Raw genomic sequence first — 22,705 nt, 5'->3', positions numbered from 1 at the left:
CTTTAAATATTTTTTTATTGTACTGCTTGTTTTATATCTTCTATTAAATCTTGCACATTCTCTAAGCCTATAGAGAATCTAACTGTTCCAGATGTTACACCTATTGCTTCAAGCTCCTCCTTGCTAAATGAAGCGTGGGAAATCTTCGCAGGTATCTCTACTCTTGAATCTGGACTACCAAAAGAACACTTTTCTCCAAATATTTCTGTGTTTTGTATAAACTTTTCGGCAAGTTCAAGTGACTCAAAATCTGCACAAAAAACACCTGGAATATAATCCATCTGTTTTTTTGCCAACTCATATTGTGGATGTGATTTGAGTGCAGGATGCGTTACTTTTGTGATGTAATCTTGCTTCTGTAAAAATTCAGCAATCTCTATAGAGGATTTTTGATGCTCTTGCATTCTTATTTTTAAAGTAGCGATACCAAGTGAGATTAAGTAAACATCCATAGGATTTTGGCTTCTGCCAAGAGCATTTGCATAGTAATGAATCTCTTGTGCCAGTTCTTTTGTTTTAGCCACTATCGCGCCTGCTACAACGGCACCGTGACCAGATACATACTTTGTCGTTGAAAAAAGGCTAAAATCAGCCCCAAATTCAAGAGGTCTTTGGCTCATAAATGTTGCAAGCGAGTTATCAACTGCAAAAAGAGCGTTGTATTTGTGCGATAAAGTAGCTGTTGCTTCTAAATCAATTATCTTAAGACCTGGGTTTGTCGGACTTTCACATAAAACTAAATCAATGGGATTATTTTTTAAAATATCCTCTAAATTTTCTTGTTCTAAAAAATTAGCAAAATGCACAGTGATTTTATACTTCTCTTTAAAAACTTTGAGCAATCTAAATGTTCCGCCATAACAATCAGCTTCAACTAAAATATGAGAGTTTACTTTTAAAACAGTTTCAAACAGAAGTGCAACCGAGGCGATTCCTGTATGTGTACACACACAACCAGCACCTTTTTCTACATCTGTAAAGAGATTTTCCAACATCTCTCTCGTTGGGTTGTCACTTCTTGTGTAATCATATATTTTCTCGCCATGTTGCTTTTTTAAATCAAAAGTTCCCGTATTATAAATAGGAAAGTGAGAAGCTCCTGCTACATCTTCAAAAGGTGCGTATTTTGCTATATGACTCAGAGATGTTTCTATGCTTTTTTTCATAATCATCCTATACTTTTTTTGGAATTGTATCGAAGTTTCACCTAAGAGAATTTGACTTCACAAAGTTTTTAAAGGCACTCTTTATGAAGCGCAAGCTCTTTTGCAAGATACTCACCTGTATAACTTCCTGTTTTTTTATGCTCGTCTGCTACCTTTTCAGGACTTCCCTCAGCGATAATAAGGCCGCCGCCGCTTCCGCCCTCTGGACCCATATCTATAACATAGTCGGCATTTTTTATCATATCAAGATTATGTTCTATGATAAGCACCGAGTTTCCAAGCTCTACAAACTTGTGAAGAACGCCCGTAAGCCTGTCAACGTCAGCAAAGTGAAGTCCTGTTGTCGGCTCATCTAGTATATAGAGAGTTTTGCCTGTATCTTTACGGCTTAGCTCTTTGCTCAGCTTGATTCTTTGAGCCTCGCCGCCTGAGAGTGTCACGGCATTTTGACCTAGAGTTATATAGCCAAGTCCGACGTCAACAAGAGTTGAGAGTATCTGATTTATCTTTGGTATTGGTCTAAAAAACTCATAAGCCTCTTCCACGCTCATATTTAGCACGTCAGATATATTTTTGCCTTTGTAAAAAACTTCCAGAGTCTGCTGGTTGTATCTTGTTCCGCGGCAAGTGTCGCATTTGACCATAATGTCTGGCAAAAAGTGCATCTCTATCTTGTTTTCGCCCTCGCCTTGGCACTTCTCACATCTTCCGCCCTTAACATTAAAGCTAAATCTTGAGCTTGTGTAGCCTCTTATCTGCGACTCTTTTGTCTGTGCAAAGAGATTTCTTATCTCATCCATAACGCCCGTATATGTTGCAGGATTTGAGCGCGGCGTACGTCCGATAGGGCTTTGATCGAGATAAATAACCTTATCTACATGTTCGAGTCCGTTTATCTCAACACCGGCTACCTTGTTTACTTTTCTGGCATGGTTTAAAAGCTCTCTAGCCGTGGGAAGAAGTGTTTGAAGCATTAGAGAGCTTTTTCCGCTTCCGCTTACTCCCGTAATACATACAAAATTATTAAGAGGAATTCTTGCGCTAAGATTATTGATATTATTTAATGTGACATTTTTTATCTCTATATATTTCTCTTGCGCTCTTCTGTAAAAATACTCTATCTTCTTTCGTCCGTAAAGATAGTCTGCAGTAAGTGTTTTAGCCTTTTTCAGCTTCTCTAGAGTTCCTGCAAAAACAACCTCTCCGCCGAATTTCCCCGCACCCTCGCCGATATCTACAATAAAATCTGCATTTTCTATCGTCTCTTTGTCATGCTCGACAACTATAACGCTGTTTCCCTTCTCCTGAAGGCTTCTAAGCGTGCGGATAAGCTTTAGCGTATCTCTCTCATGCAGTCCGATGCTCGGCTCATCTAAAACATACAAGACACCCGTTAAACCGCTCCCTATTTGTGAAGCGATACGGATTCTCTGAGCCTCGCCGCCGCTGATTGTTCTTGCATCGCGGCCAAGGGTGATGTAGCCAAGTCCGACATCAAACAAGAAGTAGAGTCTCTCTCTTATCTCAGTTAAAATCGGTGCAGATATCTGCGTACTCTGCGCCGTTAAGTAGTTGAAATTACTTTTGTTTTCAAACCACTCATAGCTTTTGGAGATTGGCATATCCAAAATATCTGCAATTGCATTACCGCCGACCTTTACTGCGAGAGATTCTCTTTTTAGCCTGTGTCCGCCGCACACACTGCAAACTTTCTCGCTCATGTAGTCTGCCAACTCTTTTTCATCCTTGAACATGTCATAAGCTATCTTGATAATTCCAGGCCAAACTCTCTTTACCTCATGACTTTTCCAAAGAAAACTCACCTCGTCTATTCCACCGTGTAAAATCGCTTTTTTCTTATAGTCAGGCAAATCCGAATACGGTATGGTCGTATCAATCTTGTTTTGCTCACAGAAGCCTTTTAAAAATGTAAAATAGTACCCTTTATTAAAGCCGTAAACTATCTTTACTGCGCCCTTTTCTACAGACAAATCTATATCTATTATTTTGTCCTGATCTAGTGCGTAACGAAGTCCAAGTCCGTCGCACTCTCTGCATGCGCCTTTTGGAGAGTTAAAAGAGAAAGAGAGAGGCTCAAGAGGGTCAAAGCTCACCTTGCAGTCAAAACATGCATTATGCTCACTGTAGTGAATATGAGAGCGCTTTAGCCCAAGCTCTTCATGGTTTAATATCTCTATCTCAAGCTCGCCGTAACTCTCTTTTAGAGCCTTTTCAACGTCAGCTGCGATGCGTTCTTTGTTTTGCTCGTTTACTACAACCCTGTCGATTACGACTTTTATAGTGTGTTTTTTTGTCTTGCTAAGCTCTATCTCTTCATCAAGTCTGACCATCACACCGTCTATCATCGCACGTACATAGCCTTTGTGCACTAAAGACTCCAGAACATCAGCATAAGCGCCTTTTTTCTCGTTTACTATCGGAGCCATAAGAACAAGTTTTGCACCCTCGGGAAGCTTTGCAACCTCGCCTATAATATCTGAGACACTCATCTGCGAAATCTCTTTGCCGCACTTATGGCAGTGTTGCATGCCAACACGCGCATAAAGAAGTCTTAAGTAGTCATATATCTCAGTAATTGTCCCGACCGTTGAGCGCGGATTTTTAGAGGTTGTTTTTTGGTCAATCGCGATTGCAGGAGTAAGGCCCTCTATTTTATCCACATCTGGCTTGCCGACACGGTCAAGAAACTGTCTGGCATATGATGACAAAGACTCCATATATCTTCTTTGCCCCTCGGCATAAAGTGTATCAAACGCAAGAGTAGATTTTCCGCTTCCACTTAGTCCTGTAAAGACTACAAGCTTATTTTTTGGTATTTCAAGCGATATATTTTTTAAGTTATTCTCTCTAGCGCCCGTTATTTTTATTACATCTCTGTTTTTCATATTTGACTAATTCCCTCTAAAAAATATTCTAATTGCAAGATATATAACTATTAAAAGATAAAAACCTACTAATAATTTTTTTTGCACTACAGAATCTACTTTGTCTTTAAGGTTTATGCCTACATAAACACCGACAAGTGACGATAAACCTATGACCACACCGCTGTAAAAATCTATATCTCTGCTTAACGAGTGGGAGATAAGACCTGCAACCGATGAAAAAACCACAAAAAAGAGCCCCGCAGAGATTGCTTTTTTAATATCTACATGTAAAAACCCGACTAGTATCGGAACAAGTATTATGCTTCCGCCGACACCAATCAGCATGCTTAAAATACCCAAAAACAGACCTATTAAAAAGAGTAGAACCTTGCTTGCCTCTCTTTGTGTCGCTCCCATCTTTGTTTTAAAAAAAAGTCTGCTTAGCGCAAAAAGGGCAAAAGCAAAAAATAGAATCTCCAATAACCTGTCATCGACGTTTGAAGCTATAAATCCACTTAACATGGCACCAAAGAAACCGCCGACTCCGATGGTTAGGACCATTGGAACATCCAAAGTTTTCTTTTTATTGTTCAGATAGCTTCCGTAAATTGAGCTAAATACCATCTGAACTATCGAAATACTGATAGCATCTTTTATCTGGTGCCCAAGAAACAACAGCATCGGAACGAGTATAGTTCCGCCGCCGATACCAAAAAAACCGGATAGTATTCCGACACCGATACCCAAAAAAATCAACTCAATCATTATTAAAAAACTTTTTTGCGAATTATATCATCTTAAAATAGAGTTTAATTTTACTTTGAGAATCAATAAAGTATAATCACCTAAATAAGGGTGTGGAATGTTAAAGATAATTATTGAAGCTTCGAAAAATTTTTGTATCCATCAAATCAGAGTACCTCATGAGATAGTTGACGACTTGACCCAAAAGAGAACGCTTATTGCTTATATTGACATAGAAGCTATGAATGGCAAAAAGCACAGAATTTATATCGGTGCAACGCCTAGTTTTGCGCAGAGAATTTCAACACTCCTGCTTGAGGAAGATGAGAGTGATGAGAACACTTTGATAGACATGACTCTTGAGACGACAAATCTCATAGTCGGGAGTGCTAAAGTGCTGGCTGAACAAATGAGTGAATATGCCTACACAATGTCTACCCCTCACTTTGAGAAGATTGACAATTTTGATTTTGCGTATGATCAGGCAAAGGTTTTAAGAGTTGAAAATGATGAGATGATTATTGCCATCAAGGAACTATAATTGAAAAAAAATAGACGTAACTACGGGGTCAAAGAGACAACTTTTAACCCAGCAGAGGAGCTCTCTTGGATGGACTACTCAGGTTTGCTGGACATGGAGGTGGAATTTGTTTCCGATCTCGGCGAAACAGAGCTATCAATCGGCGAGATACTCAAACTTACAAAAGGCTCTATTATAGATCTTAAAAAACCTGCCGGCGAGAGTGTTGAGTCTTATGTAAACGACCGTATTTTAGGCAAAGGCGAAGTAATGGTTTATGAAAAAAATCTTGCAATTCGTATAAATGAGATTCTAGACTCAAGCGCTGTTCTATACCACCTCTCCAAAGAGAAACTATGATTAAACTATTACTGCTATTTTCAATTCCATTCTATCTGCATGCTTCAAAAATACTTAGCTACAACATCTATGACAGAACTGACAGAGTAGATGTTATGATTACATTTGACACCCCTTATGATGGCGTAATAAAGCAGAGTGTGAGCAACTCGACTATTACTATAAAACTCCAAGACGCTTCTATAGAGTCTCCTAAAATAAAGCATCTATCATCCAAATATATAAGCTCAATCTCTATCACTCCCATGCAGGATTACACACAAATAGTCGCAGAAGTGCCGCCATCTGTAAACCTGCAGGCTTCTAAAACATCTGACGCATACGGTCTGAGGCTGAGATTTACCACGAATGTACTATCAAGCAGTGCTCAAGCCCAATCAAAAATGCCTGCTAGCAACTCTTTGAATGCTCTTCCGACAAAAAAAAGCGATGATTTATCGCAGAGTTACTATATTGTTTTGACAATCCTGATTCTAGGAATCTTAACGCTCTTTTATATAAAAAAGAAGATGAAAACACCTCAAAATAGACAGGCTAAGCCATCTTGGCTCTTTAAGGAGAGCAATGAACCTCAAAAAGAGGTTGTGCAACAGCAAAATCTTAACAACGTTGCCATCAGATTTCAAAAGGCGCTTGATAGTCAAAACAGTGTCGTAATGCTTGATTTCGGTGAGCAGAGCTATCTTGTGCTTATGGGAAAGAGCAATATACTGCTTGATAAGTTTAATGGTAACAGACCCGCTACAGAAGACGATTTCAATTCGATTTTACAAAACAGACACAAAGAGTTAGACAATTTTTTAAACAGTGACAACGACCAAAAGGACTCTTTGCGCGCATACAAAGAGAAGGCTGCTTCTATCTCGTATGAAGCTTAGAGCTCTGTCTGAGCAGTAGTTCTCTCTTCTAGAAGTTTTCTAATCATTGCAAGATTAGATGTGTTTAGTTTATACTTCTCATCCATCATTTTGCTTATATGATAAACCTCGGTAATAGTAATGCCGTAAGGGTCTTTCTTCTCTCTGACAATCTTGTTGTTATCATCATAGGAGTATATATATAAAACTTTTCGCGTCTGATGTATATAGTAGGTTAACGTAATCTCATCGGTGTGTTTTTTCTCTAGTGCAACTATAACACGATGGTCATCTTTGCAGCTTTTGTCTAAATTAAGCTCATCTCTAACTTCAGAAGCATCAATATAGCCTATATAAAATTTATTGTATAAATCATGATATCTTTGAACTTTCTCGCTCATTAAAAAATTCATATCAATAACAAATTTTTTATGGCTTCTTATCGTTTTTGTAATCCATGAGATTGTGTTGTAATACCTAAATGGATAGAGTTTTAAAGTGTGTGCCTCTATCATCTTGCTTGATTTTATTCTCTTCTTTGGGAGAAGTTTTCTAGCATCCGTATCAACTATATAGTCAAGCACACCCTTTGCTGAAAACTCCTCTGTAAGCCAAACGCTGCAATATGACGGCAGCTGTCTTACACCTGTAGCGCCTTCATTTAAAATAATAAGTGCTTTAATCTCATAATTTGGAAATATTATCTCCAAAAGTGCCTTTTTCTTTCTAAGTCTTTTTCTTAGTTTTAAAACAGACTTTACGAGTGTCATCTCCACAAAATAAAGCTCTTGGTTTTTTGTGATAAACATGGCGTCAAATTCGCTTATTTCTCTGCTTTTTGTTCTATATACAATCTGCTGTTTTTCACTTATGGAGAGTGTGTTTGCATATGATTTTATTTTATCTTGATGAAAGCCCTTTAGGACAAATTTTTCAATTTCATCGTTTTCAACTGCATATATTAAAAGCTTTTCAAAAACATAATTTTCAAAAACTTCGCCCTCAAATGAGCGGTATGAACTTAGAAAGTGCTGGTCATCAAGGCTCACACCTTTTCTAATAAGAGACAATAAATACTTTACATTGTAGTCGTAGTGAAGAAGATTGTCTGCTATATCACTCTCGTCAAGTGTTTTTATTGATTTACTTATTTTTAACAAACTGTCTCACTATTACTAAAAAAATCATCTATTAGAGCGCGGTACTCTTTAACATCAACTATATGGTTGACGCTATCTCTTAGTGCTGAAGCGCCTCTATAGCCTTTAGAGTATGTATGCGTATGTTTTCTAAACATACTCACCCCATGAGGACCATAAAATTCTATCATCTTATCAAAATGTTCCAAGATTATATCATGCTTAATATTTTTGTCAATATTCTTAGTTCCGGTTTTTAGCTGATGAAAAATCCAAGGAGCTCCTACAGCACCGCGACCTATCATAACTCCGTCTGCGCCGGTGTGTTCCAACACCCACTTTGCTTTCTCATAGGAGTCTATATCGCCATTTGCAATTACAGGTATTTTAAGGGCTTCTTTTATCTCTCTTATTGCGTCATAATCGACTTCTGCAGTGAATTTTCCGGCTCTTGTTCTTCCGTGAACTGCCAAAAAATCAGCTCCGCTGTCTTCAACTATTTTGGCTATATCAATATGGTTTTTCTTCTCAAAACCGAGTCTTATCTTTACGCTTGTACATCTTTTGCTTGAAGTATCTTTTATGGTTCTTATTATTTTGCCCATTAGAGGAAGATTTAACAGCAGAGAACTTCCGCTTCCGTGTCCTACCACTTTTGGAACAGGGCAGCCACAATTAAGGTCTATAATATCTATGCCCTCTTGCTCGTTTAATATCTCAACGGCACGTCTTATTACATCAACCTCTGCACCTGCTATCTGAACCGAATATGGGTTTTCATTTGGGCTTTTTTCTATCATGCCAAAAGTTTTTGCAGAACCATGGACCAGAGCATTTGAGCTAAGCATTTCGCTTACCGTCAAGTCTGCTCCAAATTTTTTGACTACGCTTCTAAAAGGCAAGTCCGTAAAGCCTGCAAGAGGGGCCAAGACATAAACAGGCTTCTCAAAGGATAGTTTTTCAATCATCTATAAACTATACAAAAAGATTGATGTCAAAGTGTTTGCCACACTCTCTTAATGAACTATACGCTTTAAAATGTGCATACTCATTTGGTTGTGAAATATCTAATATCTCTTTTGCCGGCGTTAACATCTCTAAATCAAACAGAGTAAAGAGATATGAATCCGTTGCCGCATCATTCTCATTGCTCAGTGTCTCAAAAAGTTTAATTCTCTGCTCAGGAAGCATCGCTCTTGAGAGTTTTTTAGATGCTTCAATATAGTCTCTCGATGTTAGTTTCAAATCTTTAAAGAGAGAGAGCAAAGAGTCGTTAGAGACAACCAGTGTTTTGGTGTCAGCATTCACTCTTGAGAGTATCTCAAAAAGAGACTCTTTTGTAAGAGCATTTTTATATTTTTCAATACCACTAAGCGGTGCAGTTTTTACAAAATCTATATAAACCTCTTTGCGCAGACTGATATCAAATTTATTCACTCCACTTAAAATATCTTCGGCGCTGATTGCAGCTTTTTTATATCTGTTTCTCTCATTTTGAATAACATAAGCGTTTGATGGCGGTAGCGAATATCTTCTTAAATCAACAACTTCGCCTTTTTTAATACTCTTTATCGCACTAAGAACATCATTGATTTTCTTGTTATCAACTTCAAAGTCAAAATCTTCAGTCGGGAATATAGTCGCATTGTCTATTAGATACCCAAAAAGTTTATATCTGTCTGTTTTAAACGAGCTAGAGCGGTTTTCTTTTCCAAGGTAAGCGTCAACTATGGAGTCCACGATTTTATCATGATCTTTCTCATGTTTGTGAAGCCTCAAGGCTCCAACAAGTGAGTAAAACAACATATGAATTACACTTGCAATGTAGAAGATTATCAAAGGTATAATAACTAAAACAGCTATTGGCATTGATGGTAGTGTTTGTCCGAAAAAACTAATGCTTACGCTTTCCTGGGTTATAAAAGAGTAGACATACCAGCCAACTAAAACAATTAATATAAATGCCGCTATCGTGTATTTTTTTATCTGCATAATCACTTCCTTATCTAGATTTTTCTATTATCTCTCTACAGTCTATACAGTATATCGCATGTGGTTTAACTTTTAATCTTTGAAAACCTATCGGGTCTTCGCACATTTCACATATCCCATAATCACCCGTTACAATTTTTCCTAGAGTCACATCAATTTCTCTTAGTTCTTGCTCTTGCTGCTGTATTATTGCGCTCTCTACCATTGAACTGTTATCTACGGATGCATGATCGCCCTCATCATTTAGCTCCATTGAACTTAACTGATTTAGCTCCTCGTTTACACCTTTGATATTTTTAATAATTTGCTCTTTTCTACTTTCAAGCATCTCTTTAAAGTATTTTAGCTCGCTCTCTTGCACTTACGTTCCTTATTTGTGATATGGGTGACTGCTTAAAATTGAAAAACCCCTATAAATCTGCTCAAGCAATACAGCTTTTGCAATCTTATGGCTCATTGTAATATTTCCTAAGCTTATAACGGTATCGCCTTTTTTTAAAAAGCTATCCTCGAAGCCGTATGCCCCGCCTATGAAAAATTTAATCGCAATTTTACCATCTAATAGCTTACTAAATTCATAACTATCAATTAATTTTCCATCGGGATGCAATATAACACTAAAACCCTTTGATGCATATGGCTCTAAAAGTTTTGTATAAGCCTGTTTTGAGGCTTCTGGTGAGATGGTGTGTGCTTTTGTTACATCCTTATTAAAAAGTTCTATATCATCTACTTTTGCAAAGCGGGAAATCATTTTTTGAAGCTCTTTGTAGAGAGGATCATATATTGAGTGCTCTTTCTTGGCAATTGAGACTATCTCTATATTCACTAAAGAAGCCCGCTTCCCATCACATGATAAGTAACATGTGCAAATCTGTCACTCTCTCTTACACCGCCTATTGCAGCAACATAATGTTTGGAGAGGGATGCTATATCATCTAGTTTTTCGCCTATTACTGCTGAGATATTATTTTTGGTATCCGTATCTCTATAAGCGCCCAGACCGATATAGTTTAAATCCATCATATTTGCTTGCAAAACCTCTTCTTTATTATGCGTAGACAAACCTAAAATCTTCTCTTTCTCTATAACTTCTCTAAGAATTTTTGCGGCGGTAAATATATCGCTGTCTATTGCTCTTAAATCTTCCTGTCCTACATGAACACCGTCACAAAACTCCACAAGCTCATAAGCGTCATTTACTACCAAAAAGCCGTCATATAGCCCTCTTATTTTAATGAGCTGCTGTTTTATAAATGCAACATCCGAGTTTTTACTTCGATACTGAATAATCTCTGCATTTTTTTGTTTTGCGATATTGATGAAATCTTCCAAAGAGAGACCTTTTCTATCTAAAAGGTCTTGGTCGCAAAGAGCGTAAAGACGCATTATGCAACTTTTAGCAGTGTTAAGAGGTCTGAGAGCGTCTTTTTAAGATCATTTCTATTTACAATCATATCAATAGAGCCTTTTTCAAGTAAAAATTCCGCTCGCTGAAAACCATCTGGGAGAGCAGAGCCTATTGTCTGCTCAATTACTCTTTGACCTGCAAAGCCGACAAGAGCACCTGGTTCAGCTATTATTATATCGCCTAATGTCGCAAATGAAGCGCTTACTCCGCCCATAGTCGGGTCAGTTAACACAGAGATATATAAAAGATTATGTTTTGCCAATCTTGCAAGAGCTGCAGAAGTTTTGCTCATCTGAAGCAGAGAAAACGTACTCTCCTGCATCCTAGCGCCGCCACTGGCACTTAGTATTATCAGTCCCTCTCTCTTCTCTATAGAACGCTCTACCGCGCGAACAATTTTCTCGCCCTCTACCGAGCCTAAAGAGCCACCCATAAATGCAAAGTCAAATATAACTATCTGCGCGCCTACCCCGTTTATTTTACATTCGCCGCTTACTACAGACGAAGTTTTTCCAGTTTTTGCCTTTGCATCTTCAAGTCTCTGTTTGTATGATATTTTATCCACAAATTTTAGAGGGTCAACCGGCTTTAGATTGCTGTCATATTCGACAAAAGTGCCCTCGTCAGCCAAAAGCTCGATGCGCTCTTTTACGCCTATTCTGATATGAAAACCGCATTTAGGACATACTTGTTTTTGATTTTCAACCTCTTTGTAGTACATCAAGGATTGACAAGATTTACACTTTACCCAGTGTGCTGGAGCTTCGCTTTTAAGAGGTTCTTTTATATCTTTATTTCTAGAAAAAATGCTCAGGAGGTTCAAAAATTATCCTTTTTTTATATAATGGCGAAAATTATATCGAATTTATGCTTGATTTTTCTCTATTTGATGATGTGGAATTTTTCTACATGTAAAAAAAATATCTGCATGTAGAAAAATTATTGCTCTATTTTAAAAGGGATTTTACTATGCTTCTTGCCGCTTCACGACCGTCATACGCCGCGGTTACAACCAAGTCGGCACCTCTGTAGCAATCGCCTCCTGCATATACTCCGGAAGTCGTAGTCTCATGGGTGTCTTTGTTGATAATAATTCCGCCCCACTTGTTTGTCTCAATCCCATTTTCTGCCAAAAATGACGGAACTTCAGGGTCAAAACCAAGCGACATAATTATAACATCCGCATTTACTCTTGATTCGCTCCCTTTTACCTCTTCCATCTTTTGACGTCCGCTCTCATCTTTTACACCAAGAGCAGTTTTAACAACTTCAACAGCTATGGCTTCGCCTTTGTCGTTTAAAATAATCTGCTTTGGAGCGACAAAAAATGTAAAATCAACGCCCTCTTCCATTGCATTTTTATACTCTTTTTGACTTCCGGGCATATTGTGCGCATCACGGCGATAGAGACAAGTAACACTTTTTGCACCCTCTCTTTTTGCTGTTCTTAGACAATCCATTGCCGTATCTCCGCCGCCTATTACGACTACATTTTTCTCTTTAAAGTCAAATTTTTTATCATAAGAGGTTCTAAAATTCTTTCTCTGTATTGCGGTTAGATAATCCATGGCCTTATAGACGTTTGGTGCCTGCTCTCCGTTAATAGAAGCTTTTTTTGCCTTTGTCGCACCCACACCTATAAACATGGCATCATGCTTGTCGGCTATCTCTTCAAAAGTTATATCCTTGCCCACTTCGCAGTTAAGAACAAGCTCCATTCCTGCTTCAAGAAGAAACTTTATACGGCGCTCAATAATTTTTTTGTCAAGCTTAAAGTTCGGGATTCCGTAAGTCATAAGCCCGCCTGCTCTATCGCTTCTCTCATAAACACTAACTGCTATTCCTGAACGCAAAAGATATGTTGCAGCGGAGAGTCCAGCGGGACCGCTTCCTATAATTGCTACTTTTTTATCTGTCGTGATTCCAGGGAAATCAGGTTTAAATCCTGCCTTAAAACCCTCTTCTGTTATATGCGTCTCTATAGAGCCGATAGTAATAGCCCCATGGCCGTCGTTAAGCGTGCAATCTCCCTCACAAAGCCTGTCATGCGGACATACTCTGCCCATTACTTCAGGAAATGGTGAGGGCTCATTTGAGAGCTTAAATGCAAACTCCAAATCTTTTTCGCTTACTGCTTTTAGCCACTGAGGCACATAGTTGTGAAGCGGACACTTATTTAAACAAAAAGGGTCTCCGCACTGGATGCATCTCTCGCTTTGAGTTGCCGCTTCATTCTTGTCGAAAACCTCATAAATCTCGCCGAAATCTTTTGTTCTCTCTACGACTAATCTTTTTCTTGCTTCAATTCTGTCAATTGTTAAAAATTCTCTCATGATTAATCTCCAATCTCTAAGTTCATAGGTAATTTAGTTAAATTTTTAGGTTTTACAAGCCAGAAATTTCTAACCTCTACTCTGAAATTATCAAGCAGAGCTTTTGCTTTTTTGCTTCCTGTTTCTACAATATAATCTTTTAGAAGTTTTTTCAGATAGTGTCTAGCCTCATCGCCATCATCCGTATCTATGCGAATAGGCTCAACAAGCTCTCTATTTACGTTCTCTATGAAAGTATGGTCAAAGTCATACACAAAACTGATTCCACCGGTCATACCGGCGCCAAAGTTAATTCCGGTACGCCCCAAGATAACAACAACTCCGCCCGTCATATATTCGCAGGCATTATCGCCTGTCCCCTCAACAATGGCAAGCGCTCCAGAGTTACGCACGGCAAATCTCTCGCCCACGCTTCCGGAGATGTAAAGCTTACCGCCTGTTGCTCCATAAAGACAAGTGTTTCCGCCTGCAGCGAATTTCTCTCCCTCATTAGAAGAGGTAACTATAACTTTACCGCCGTGCATACCTTTTCCGATGTAATCATTTGCTACACCCTCAAGATATATTGAGATACCAGGCAACAAGAATGCACCAAGCGCCTGACCTGAAATACCTGTAAGATTTATCTTTATCGTATCAGGATTTAGACCCTTGTCTCCGTAATATTCAGCTATCTCACCGCTGATTAGAGCTCCAAAACTTCTATCTGTATTGGCTATCTCTCTTTTTATTCGAATAGAGTTTAAAGGATTTCTGATTGAACTCATAGCCTCTTTTAAAACATCTTTCTCAAAAGTATTATCATCAAATGGATGGTTTGATTTTTGCTGACATGTGTTAACGCCTTTTTCTTGATGAAGAACTGAGCTAAAATCAAATTTTTGAGCAAATTTGTCATCAACTACTTTTAAAGTATCGCTTCTTCCTATCATCTCCTCCATTGTTCTAAACCCAAGCTCGGCCATTATAGAGCGAATATCCTCCGCTAGAAGAGTAAAATAGTTTATCAGCTGCTCAACATGACCTTTGAAGAACTCTTGACGAAGTTTTTCATTTTGTGTTGCAATACCGACCGAGCATTTGTTTACATGGCAGATACGAAGCATTTTACAGCCTACAATAGTTAACACACCGGTTCCAAACGCATAACTCTCTGCACCCAAAAGTGCAGCTTTTATAACATCAAGTCCAGATTTTAGACCGCCGTCTGCCTGAACTTCGACAAGACCTCTCAGGTTATTGGCTTTTAGGGCGTTATGAGCTTCACTAAGACCAAGTTCCCAAGGATTTCCTGCAAACTTAATAGATGTAAGAGGTGCCGCTCCCGTTCCGCCGTCACCGCCAGAGATAATAATCTTATCTGCATACGCTTTTGCAACACCTGCTGCAATTGTTCCGACACCTAAAGTTGAAACAAGTTTAACGGCAACTTTAGCCTTCGGATTTACCTGCTTAACATCAAAAATAAGCTGTGCCAAATCCTCGATTGAGTAGATATCATGATGAGGAGGAGGCGAAATAAGCGTTACTCCCGGAATTGTATGGCGAAGCTTGCCGATAAGAGGCGAAACTTTGTGCCCTGGAAGCTGTCCGCCCTCTCCAGGTTTTGCACCCTGAGCGACTTTTATCTGAATCTCTTCTGCACTTCTTAGATACGCCGCAGTTACGCCAAATCTTCCCGATGCAACCTGTTTGATTTTAGAGTTTCTCTCAGTTCCAAAACGTTCAGAGTCTTCTCCGCCCTCTCCTGAGTTTGATTGCGCGCCGATTCTGTTCATGGCCATTGCAATAGTCTCATGCGCCTCCGGACTGATTGAACCAAGACTCATAGCCGCTGAAGCAAATCTTTTAAATATAGCCTCTTTTGGCTCAACTTCGCTTATATTGATTGGCTTCTGGTCAGATTTTATCTCAAAGAAATCACGGATAAATTTAAGACCTCTTTTGTTTACCAAATCTCTTAATTTTTCATAATCTTTTTTGCTTCCGCTATCTGCCATGGCATGTATTGCATGAATAACTGCAGGCCCGAAATCATGGTGCTCTTGACCGCTGTAAAACTTATAATAGCCACCTATATTTAGAGGAAAAATTCTATTAAATCCATTATCCTCAAATGCATCTTTATGGTATTTTGTTAGTCTCTCGTCGATATCATCATAGTTGAGACCGCTGAGCGCATAGTTTGAAGTAGAAAAACACTCTCTAACAACCTCTTTGTTTAGTCCCATAATGTCAAATAGACCGGCATTTCTATATGAAGCAATGGTTGAGATTCCCATTTTTGACATAATTTTTAGTATTCCCGCATTTAATGCGCTGTGGACTGCTTTTAGGGCAACATTGCAATCAATTGAAATATTGTTTGATCTCTTTGCATGCGCTATAACTGTTTCTGCCAAAAGCTTTGGATGTATAGCATTTGCACCGTAGCCAATTAAGACCGCTGCGCCATGAGGGTCCATGACCTCTCCCGTAACTGCCACCATAGATGCAAGGTGGCGCACTTTAGCTTTTAGAAGCGCAGTGTTTAAACGCCCGATTGCCATGGCCATAGGAATTATCTTATTATTTTTGCTAAACTCATAATCATCAAGGATTATAATTCTCGTACCTTCATTTTTTACAGAGTCGATAACATTTTCAACCAAAGCGTCAAGCGAAGCTTTTAAGTCGCTCTCATACGCTGTAGAGAATGTTTTGTTACGGTAAAAATCCTGATAACTCGGTGATTTTTTATCCCCAAACGACTTTAAAATCGTAAGCTTCTCGCTTGTAATAATCGGAGAGATTGATTTAAGACGATGCGCGTGAAATGGAACTTCGTTAAGTATGTTGTGAACCTCACCAAATCCTGTGTTTAAACTCATAACCACTTTTTCTCTTATCGGGTCTATCGGAGGGTTTGTAACCTGTGCGAATTTCTGTTTAAAGAAGTCGCTAAAAGCTCTCTGCTTATCTGAAAACGCAGCAAGAGGCGTATCATCGCCCATTGACCCAACAGCCTCCTTGCCCTCAAGCATCATAGGCTCTATCACCTGTTCTATAACTTCGTGAGTTACGTTAAAGTATCTCTGTCTTGCAATCAGCTCTTTTTTGTCATACTCTGAAGTTGACATGTACTGGTCAACAACGTGCTCTTGAAGATATATCATATGCTCGTTTAGCCAATCCATATAAGGATTTGAGCTCTTTAGATAGTCGTTTATCTCGCTGTTTTTAAATATTTTTCCATATTTAAGGTCAAGCCCGAGCATCTCTCCTGATTGCAGACGGCCTCTCTCTTTTATCTCATCCTCTGCGATATCCATAACACCGTACTCACTTGCTATTAAAAGAGTGTCATCTTTTGTTATTATATATTTTGATGGACGAAGACCGTTTCTGTCAAGCACACATCCGACATATCTTCCATCAGTTACCGAAAATGCAGCAGGACCGTCCCACGCTTCAAAAACTGTTGAGTGAAATTCATAAAATGCGCGAAGCTCTGGGTCCATATGCGGAGCATTCTGCCAAGCAGCAGGAATTACTGCGCGAACAGCTTTGAAAAAATCCATACCGTTTACAAGCAAAAACTCAAAAAAGTTATCGGCTGATGCACTGTCTGAAGATCTCGGCTGTAAAATAGGCAATATTCTTTGTATCTCTTCATCAGTAAATACATCACTCTTGATTGATTCTGATTTTATCTCAACGTTTAGGCGATTTCCTTCAACAGAGTTAATCTCTCCGTTGTGTGCAACCGCGCGAAAGGGCTGAGCCAATTTCCACTCGGGGAGAGTATTTGTCGAGAATCTTTGGTGAAACAGTGAAAAAGATATCTTGAAGCTCTCATCATTAAGGTCCTCATAAAACTCTTTGATGTGGGTAGGCATGATAAGCCCTTTGTATGAGAGAACTTTAGAGCTCATAGAAGCTATGTAAAAATCTCTGTCATTCAGAAGTTTGTGCTCACTCTCTTTGCGTGACAGATAAAGAAGTGCGTCAAATCTGTTTGTTGCCATTATTGAGTTTGGAGTTATAAATAGCTGAACTATCTCAGGAAGAGTTGCAAGAGCCTGTTCACCAAGAGCGTTTATGCTGATTGGAACTTCCCTTCTAAAAACAACCTTTAAATCGTTGTTCGCGCAAACCTCTTCTACTATAGATAGATTGTTGATATCTTTTGTAAAAATTGCTGCAACTGCAAACTGTTTTGGCAATTCAATCCCGTTTTTAGAAGCCTCTTGGCGAAGAAACTCCTCAGGAAGTGAAAGAAGCAGACCGCTTCCATCGCCTGTTTTGCCATCAGCCGCAACAGCACCCCTATGCATCATTCTCTCTAACGCCGTTATGGCATCGTTTAGAACTTTGTGCGATGTCTGGTTTTTGATATTGGCAACAAGACCAAAACCGCAGTTGTCCTTAAATGATCTTAACAAATCGTGATATTCAACCATGCTAACTCCTAAAATTTGCAATTTTCTTGTAAATTTACTAAAATTTTAATCTCTTTTTAAAGAAACTTAGTCTATTTAGAGATAAGAGTTGCATTATACGATTTAAAGGTTTAAAAAAATATAATATCAGTATAATTTTTCTATAAAAAAATAAAATATGTGTATAAAAGAAGCGGATTATGCAGGGATTTATTCTAAATCTTAACAAAGTTAAAGATGAAGATTTAATAGTTACTATATTATCAAGAGAGAGCTTAGATACTCTTTATAGATTCTATGGCGCAAGACACGGTGTTATCAACCTTGGCTTTAAAATCGACTATGAAAAAGAGCACTCCTCAAAGTCAACTATTATAAGATTAAAAGATGTAATCCATATAGGTTATAGATGGATTAACGACTATAAGCTTCTAAGGGTATGGCAGGATTTTAACGCGCTTTTTTACAAGCACCTAAAAGATGCTGAAGAGCTTGACGAGTTCTACTTTGAGCTGCTTGAAAGTGCTTCGCTAAACTGGAACAAGCAAAACCCTAAAAGAGTTGCTATTGAGTCCTATATAAAACTTTTGGAGCACGAGGGAAGACTGCACAGTGAGTTTGACTGTTTTTTATGCTCAGAGACGATTGCAGAGGATGATGTCTCTCTTATTCGCGCGTTTTTGCCGACTCACAAGAGCTGCAGCCACACATTTGGCATAAAAAAAGTCTCTCTTGTCGAGCTATATAAAAATAAATCTACCCTCTTTTTAAACGACGAAGAGATAGAGAGGCTCTGGTGGCTTATTTTAGAGGGGTTTTAAACAGTTCTACATCTCTAAAACAAAAACATTAAAGCCGTTTTCATGGTGGTATGAAAATATGAAGTTATGCCTATGTGCAACTCTCTGCACCAAACTAAGACCCAAGCCGTATCCGGACTGAGTTCTTGAATTATCCCCTTTTGTAAATGCCTCACAGTAAAACTCAAGCGGCTTATCAAGCGGCTCCCCCGTGCTTTTTAGAGAAATTTTTCTATCTTCTGCAACCAGATATACTGGTCTTGTTGTTCCATATTTAAGAGCGTTGTCTATCAAGTTCTTCAAGGCTATTGAGAGATAGTTAAGATCACCCTTGATTTCAAAACTTGAGTTTATAGAGATATTAACCAACGATTCATCATCTATGAAAAGTTTTGAGAGCGCTTCTGTTATAAGTGTCTCTGAGCTAAATGGCTCAATATTTAACCTGTTTTGATTTGAATTTAACTTTTCAATATATAAGAGTTCATTAACCATCTCGTCTATTTGAGAGAGTGCTTTATTGAGTATTCTTTTATATTTGCTCTCCTCAATCATCTCGAGCGCTATTTTTGATTTTGAAATTGGAGTTTTTAACTCATGCCCGATGTCACGAAGCAGTCTCTCTCTTGATTCTATCAAATCTTGAATATTTGATGCCATAGAGTTAAATTTTTTTACAACTTCTCCTATCTCATCGTTGCTTGTTGCGCTTACTCTCAGGTGGTACGCACCCTCTCCGAACTTGCTGATTGCTTTTGATATTTTTTTTATCGGATATACCATCTTTAAAATTAAAAAAGACAAAATTATCAGAATTAAAATATCCGCTAAAATCATATAATCAAGAAACTTTTTTTGTTCAAAACTACTATTTTGAGACTTGTCTATTACTAAAATATCATCATCTAGATATCTCATATATAGCAGATATTTATTATCCTCATGCATTATAATTCTTATTTCAGAGAGATCGGTGTTGTACTCATAAAGAACAAGCGATGCCTTGAAATAGTGCTCTTTCTCCTCTACTATCTCAAACTTTAGCTCTTTTATCTTTTTTTGCAGCTCTGAGTGATTGCTGTTAGAGAGATAAGTGAAGAGTTCATCTGAAACATATATATATTTGTCTTTTAAGAGCGTCTCGATTGTGTTTTGCATAAGGTTATTTGTTTTTGAGGATACAAATATCATTAGAGTAAAACTGATTAAAAAGAGAGTTATTACCTTGTATATTATTGACATCAACTATCCTATAAACTTGTAGCCTATACCCCAAACGGACTTTATGTATTGCGGGTCTTTTGGATCATCGCCTATTTTTTGGCGTATATTGCTTATGTGCATGTCTATCGTTCTCTCTTTAGAGTTGTATTCGATTGCACTTACTGCATTTGATATAATCTCTCTTGATAAAGCCTTACCTCTATTTTGCAAAAAAAGGTTGAGTATGTCATATTCTATTTTCGTTAGCTCAAGCGCCAGACCGTCTATTTTTATCTCAAGCTTATCTTCATTTATTTCAAAATCACCGATTATTTTGTTCTTGTTTGTGCCTCGCTTGAGTATCGCTTGTATCCTAAGAACAAGCTCTCTAGGCTCATAAGGTTTTGCCAGATAATCATCTGCTCCCAAATCAAATCCCAATATTTTATCTCCTATGTCGTTTCGCGCAGATGAGATGATTATCGGAACAGAGGATATTTGCCTGATTTTTCTGCAAACATCAAAACCGTCTATTTGAGGCAGCATCAAATCAAGCACGACAACTGCATATCTGTCTCTGTTTTTTTCAAGAGAAGAGAGAGCTTCAAGTGGCTTTGCAAATGCATCTACATGCAGATTATAGTTTTTAAGATAGTCGCTAATAAGCGTCTGCATGTCAATATCGTCTTCTATAAGCAGGACATTATGCATCAATTAACCTTCCAATCATCAAAATGGTTTATAAATCTCACTCTCTGCTTTAGATTTAAAACAACATGTATTTTTATTAAAAGATTTTTTTCAATCTCTCTTGCTCTGAAATCAAGCTTCTGATTTAGCCTCTCAAGCTCATCATAGTTAAAATACTCTCTTAAAAACAGATCTTTTCTTCTTTTTTCTATCTCTTTTTTAAAAATTTCAAACTCTTTTAACTCTATCCTAAAATCATGCAGTATCTCTCTAATCTCCATGCTTTGCTCTTTTGAGAGACCTAGGTGGGATAGCCCTTTATTTATGTGTCTATATTCATACTCATTGCTGGCAAATATGGCACAAAAAAAGAGTAGCAACACAACTATAATTTTCATCTTAATATCCTATTTTAACTCAGGTATTTTAATATCTTTATCATTTAACAAACCTTGTTCTATATTTTTATTACAAATTCTGCAATTTGGCTTAGCCGCTATTTTTTTTGTTTTCAAATACGCTTTTGTTTATATTTTCATGCCTCTTATCCCAACAATGGTTTTAGTTATTACTAATGTCTTTTTTTCTCTATATACTTTTTTAAATTTTATATACTCTCTTTTATTTAACTCTCGGCACTATTTTCAACGGGATAATCTTTTATAGAGTTCTTCTCCTTCTTATCGTGCGAAGCGTCATATTCAAAATATTTTTCAAGATTATCCATTATATTAACCAATGGCTCCATTGGAAGCAGATGTGGCGGATAGAAAGTGTAACATGAGATAGACTCTCTCTCAAATAGGCTGTGCTCAACTTTCTTATCAGTCGGATTGGAAGCATCTGCCAATAAAATATTTGACGGGCTTGCCAAAAGATAGAGTAAAAAAACAAGTGATGAGCCAACCCATGCAATACCAAAAACTTTTTGCAAAATAGTAAGCTTCAGCCCATCACTATTTGCGCTTTTATAACCGTCTACTATAGAATCAAGTGCTTGAGATTTATGTAAAACTATATCTATTATAACTCCTGCAATATGGACGAATACTACAAACATAAAAGCATTTACAAAAAACTCATGCAAATCCTCAAAAAAGTCCATCTCCTTAAAGAGCGAGATATTTAAAAAAGAGAGCAAGCCTATCCCCTCTTGCGTGCCGTAAACGATAACTCCGCTTACAACCGAGGCAAGACCTAGAGCTATCATGGCTACTATGGCCCAGCTTGAAACAGGGCTATGCCCAACATACTCTTTTTTGTTGCCGAAAATATTTAACATGTACTCTGCTAAATCTTTAAGGTTAAAGTTAAAATCTTCAAATTTTGAAAATTTAACATCCATATATCCCCAGAGAATTCTAAACAAAAATAGCAATCCGACAACATATCCAAGAGCTGCATGATAGCTTAGCAGATTTTCAAAATCAGCTATCAAATACGCCACCGATACAGCGGCAATAAGAAAAATATGAGAGAGCCTTGTAAAAATGCTCCACACATATATTTTATTCATATTCCCATCTTCCGTAGTTTGGAATATTTATCTCCCACTTGCTATATGAGCCCTTGTCGGCTTTTGTGTGGCAAGCCATACAGTTTGATATCGATTTAACCTCTTTTTGCTGAATCAATTCACTCCCTACGTCTCTATGCTTTTGAATAAAATAGCGTGTTTTTGTTATAGAGATTTGGGTTTGTGTCGTCGCAATACTCTCATTTATTTTTTTGCTTTTTTTGTAGTTTAAAGATTTGTCTGCCGCATTATCCTGCAGATATTTTGATATATTTTTCTTATCAGCGCCGTCAATACTGGCATCCGTTCCGAAATGGTCATCCAAATCTTCCATTATACTCTTCCACGATTTGCTTGGAAGCAGTCCGGGTTGATAGGCAAAGTGACAACTTCCGCACTCTTTTAAGTATAGAGCGTCTGTTACGGACGCAACACCTCTTTGATCTTCAAACGATACATTTTTTGCCATTAAGGCTCCTGCGATTAACATCGATGCGATTGCTAGTTTTTTCATGATAAGTCCTTCGTATAATATATTTATCAACCAAATAGTTAAAATATGGTTGTGTGTTCTTAAAGACTCATAGTTTTCACAAAAGCTAATAATAAACAGGTTTCTTTCCTTTTTGGACTACAGTACCAGCACATAAAACGTCTTGTGTTAG

Annotated in this window: 21 protein-coding genes; 4 read left to right on the top strand and 17 right to left on the bottom strand. The window is 37.9% G+C overall.

Features of this window, described 5'->3' with window-relative positions:
• Window positions 1-14 precede the first annotated feature (14 nt).
• The 3 genes from K0A91_RS07870 to K0A91_RS07860 all read right to left on the bottom strand — a co-directional run bounded on the left by K0A91_RS07870 (window position 15) and on the right by K0A91_RS07860 (window position 4,819).
• Window positions 15-1,166 (bottom strand): PLP-dependent aspartate aminotransferase family protein, encoded by a 1,152-nt coding sequence (locus K0A91_RS07870; RefSeq protein ID WP_295009638.1) that lies wholly within the window; start codon window positions 1,164-1,166, stop codon window positions 15-17.
• 68 nt (window positions 1,167-1,234) lie between these two features.
• Window positions 1,235-4,072 carry an excinuclease ABC subunit UvrA gene (gene uvrA / locus K0A91_RS07865; RefSeq protein WP_295009637.1) on the bottom strand — a complete coding sequence of 946 codons (2,838 nt, stop codon included), beginning with the start codon at window positions 4,070-4,072 and terminating at the stop codon, window positions 1,235-1,237.
• Between the two features lie 6 nt (window positions 4,073-4,078).
• Window positions 4,079-4,819 carry a sulfite exporter TauE/SafE family protein gene (locus K0A91_RS07860; RefSeq protein WP_295009636.1) on the bottom strand — a complete coding sequence of 247 codons (741 nt, stop codon included), beginning with the start codon at window positions 4,817-4,819 and terminating at the stop codon, window positions 4,079-4,081.
• Window positions 4,820-4,916: 97 nt separating this feature from the next.
• On the opposite strand from K0A91_RS07860, the gene K0A91_RS07855 reads away from it, so the two are divergent.
• From K0A91_RS07855 to K0A91_RS07845, 3 genes are read left to right on the top strand one after another with little or no spacing between them, the layout of a single operon-like run.
• Window positions 4,917-5,339, top strand: coding sequence for a chemotaxis protein CheX (locus tag K0A91_RS07855; protein ID WP_295009635.1), 423 nt, complete (start codon window positions 4,917-4,919; stop codon window positions 5,337-5,339).
• A complete protein-coding gene (fliN, locus tag K0A91_RS07850; RefSeq protein WP_295009634.1) occupies window positions 5,340-5,678 on the top strand; it encodes a flagellar motor switch protein FliN in 339 nt (112 codons plus the stop codon).
• On the top strand, window positions 5,675-6,556 hold the full coding sequence (locus K0A91_RS07845) for a hypothetical protein (protein ID WP_295009633.1): 882 nt from the start codon (window positions 5,675-5,677) through the stop codon (window positions 6,554-6,556). Before fliN ends, K0A91_RS07845 begins: the two co-directional genes overlap by 4 nt.
• On the opposite strand, the gene K0A91_RS07840 is transcribed toward K0A91_RS07845, so the two are convergent.
• From K0A91_RS07840 to gltB, 9 genes are all read right to left on the bottom strand, one after another.
• The gene (locus K0A91_RS07840) at window positions 6,553-7,695 is read right to left on the bottom strand and encodes a hypothetical protein (protein WP_295009632.1); all 1,143 of its coding nucleotides are present in this window, start codon (window positions 7,693-7,695) and stop codon (window positions 6,553-6,555) included. The genes K0A91_RS07845 and K0A91_RS07840 overlap by 4 nt on opposite strands.
• Window positions 7,689-8,642: a tRNA dihydrouridine synthase DusB gene (dusB, locus tag K0A91_RS07835; RefSeq protein ID WP_295009631.1), complete on the bottom strand. Its 954-nt coding sequence runs from the start codon at window positions 8,640-8,642 to the stop codon at window positions 7,689-7,691. Before dusB ends, K0A91_RS07840 begins: the two co-directional genes overlap by 7 nt.
• A gap of 7 nt (window positions 8,643-8,649) precedes the next feature.
• Window positions 8,650-9,666 (bottom strand): hypothetical protein, encoded by a 1,017-nt coding sequence (locus K0A91_RS07830; RefSeq protein ID WP_295009630.1) that lies wholly within the window; start codon window positions 9,664-9,666, stop codon window positions 8,650-8,652.
• A gap of 10 nt (window positions 9,667-9,676) precedes the next feature.
• Window positions 9,677-10,027 carry an RNA polymerase-binding protein DksA gene (gene dksA / locus K0A91_RS07825; RefSeq protein ID WP_295009629.1) on the bottom strand — a complete coding sequence of 117 codons (351 nt, stop codon included), beginning with the start codon at window positions 10,025-10,027 and terminating at the stop codon, window positions 9,677-9,679.
• A 9-nt stretch (window positions 10,028-10,036) separates the two neighbouring features.
• The gene (locus K0A91_RS07820) at window positions 10,037-10,495 is read right to left on the bottom strand and encodes a 23S rRNA (pseudouridine(1915)-N(3))-methyltransferase RlmH (RefSeq protein ID WP_295009628.1); all 459 of its coding nucleotides are present in this window, start codon (window positions 10,493-10,495) and stop codon (window positions 10,037-10,039) included.
• Window positions 10,495-11,055, bottom strand: a complete 561-nt coding sequence (locus tag K0A91_RS07815) for a thiamine phosphate synthase (RefSeq protein WP_295009627.1) — start codon at window positions 11,053-11,055, stop codon at window positions 10,495-10,497. Before K0A91_RS07815 ends, K0A91_RS07820 begins: the two co-directional genes overlap by 1 nt.
• A complete protein-coding gene (gene accD / locus K0A91_RS07810) occupies window positions 11,055-11,900 on the bottom strand; it encodes an acetyl-CoA carboxylase, carboxyltransferase subunit beta (RefSeq protein ID WP_295009626.1) in 846 nt (281 codons plus the stop codon). Before accD ends, K0A91_RS07815 begins: the two co-directional genes overlap by 1 nt.
• Window positions 11,901-12,024: 124 nt before the next feature.
• Complete coding sequence (locus K0A91_RS07805; RefSeq protein WP_295009625.1) at window positions 12,025-13,410, bottom strand: glutamate synthase subunit beta; 1,386 nt, start codon at window positions 13,408-13,410, stop codon at window positions 12,025-12,027.
• A 2-nt stretch (window positions 13,411-13,412) separates the two neighbouring features.
• Entirely contained in the window at window positions 13,413-17,852 is a 4,440-nt protein-coding gene (gene gltB, locus K0A91_RS07800) for a glutamate synthase large subunit (protein ID WP_295009624.1), read from the bottom strand.
• A gap of 179 nt (window positions 17,853-18,031) precedes the next feature.
• Between gltB and recO the strand changes: the two genes are divergently transcribed.
• Window positions 18,032-18,652, top strand: a complete 621-nt coding sequence (recO, locus tag K0A91_RS07795; RefSeq protein WP_295009623.1) for a recombination protein RecO — start codon at window positions 18,032-18,034, stop codon at window positions 18,650-18,652.
• 6 nt (window positions 18,653-18,658) lie between these two features.
• Here the strand turns inward: recO and K0A91_RS07790 are convergent, their stop codons facing one another.
• From K0A91_RS07790 to K0A91_RS07770, 5 genes are all read right to left on the bottom strand, one after another.
• Entirely contained in the window at window positions 18,659-19,873 is a 1,215-nt protein-coding gene (locus tag K0A91_RS07790; RefSeq protein WP_295009622.1) for an ArsS family sensor histidine kinase, read from the bottom strand.
• 3 nt (window positions 19,874-19,876) lie between these two features.
• On the bottom strand, window positions 19,877-20,545 hold the full coding sequence (locus K0A91_RS07785; RefSeq protein WP_295009621.1) for a response regulator transcription factor: 669 nt from the start codon (window positions 20,543-20,545) through the stop codon (window positions 19,877-19,879).
• A complete protein-coding gene (locus tag K0A91_RS07780) occupies window positions 20,545-20,922 on the bottom strand; it encodes a hypothetical protein (RefSeq protein ID WP_295009620.1) in 378 nt (125 codons plus the stop codon). Before K0A91_RS07780 ends, K0A91_RS07785 begins: the two co-directional genes overlap by 1 nt.
• Window positions 20,923-21,149: 227 nt before the next feature.
• Entirely contained in the window at window positions 21,150-22,040 is an 891-nt protein-coding gene (locus tag K0A91_RS07775) for a cytochrome b/b6 domain-containing protein (RefSeq protein ID WP_295009619.1), read from the bottom strand.
• Complete coding sequence (locus tag K0A91_RS07770; protein ID WP_295009618.1) at window positions 22,033-22,554, bottom strand: diheme cytochrome c; 522 nt, start codon at window positions 22,552-22,554, stop codon at window positions 22,033-22,035. The genes K0A91_RS07775 and K0A91_RS07770 overlap by 8 nt, the downstream gene beginning before the upstream one ends.
• Window positions 22,555-22,705 lie beyond the last annotated feature (151 nt).

The organism is Sulfurimonas sp. (genome assembly GCF_019429335.1).
Lineage (GTDB): Bacteria > Campylobacterota > Campylobacteria > Campylobacterales > Sulfurimonadaceae > Sulfurimonas.
The sequence above is the reverse complement of the archived record's forward strand: the minus strand, read 5'-3'. Positions and strand labels throughout refer to the sequence as shown.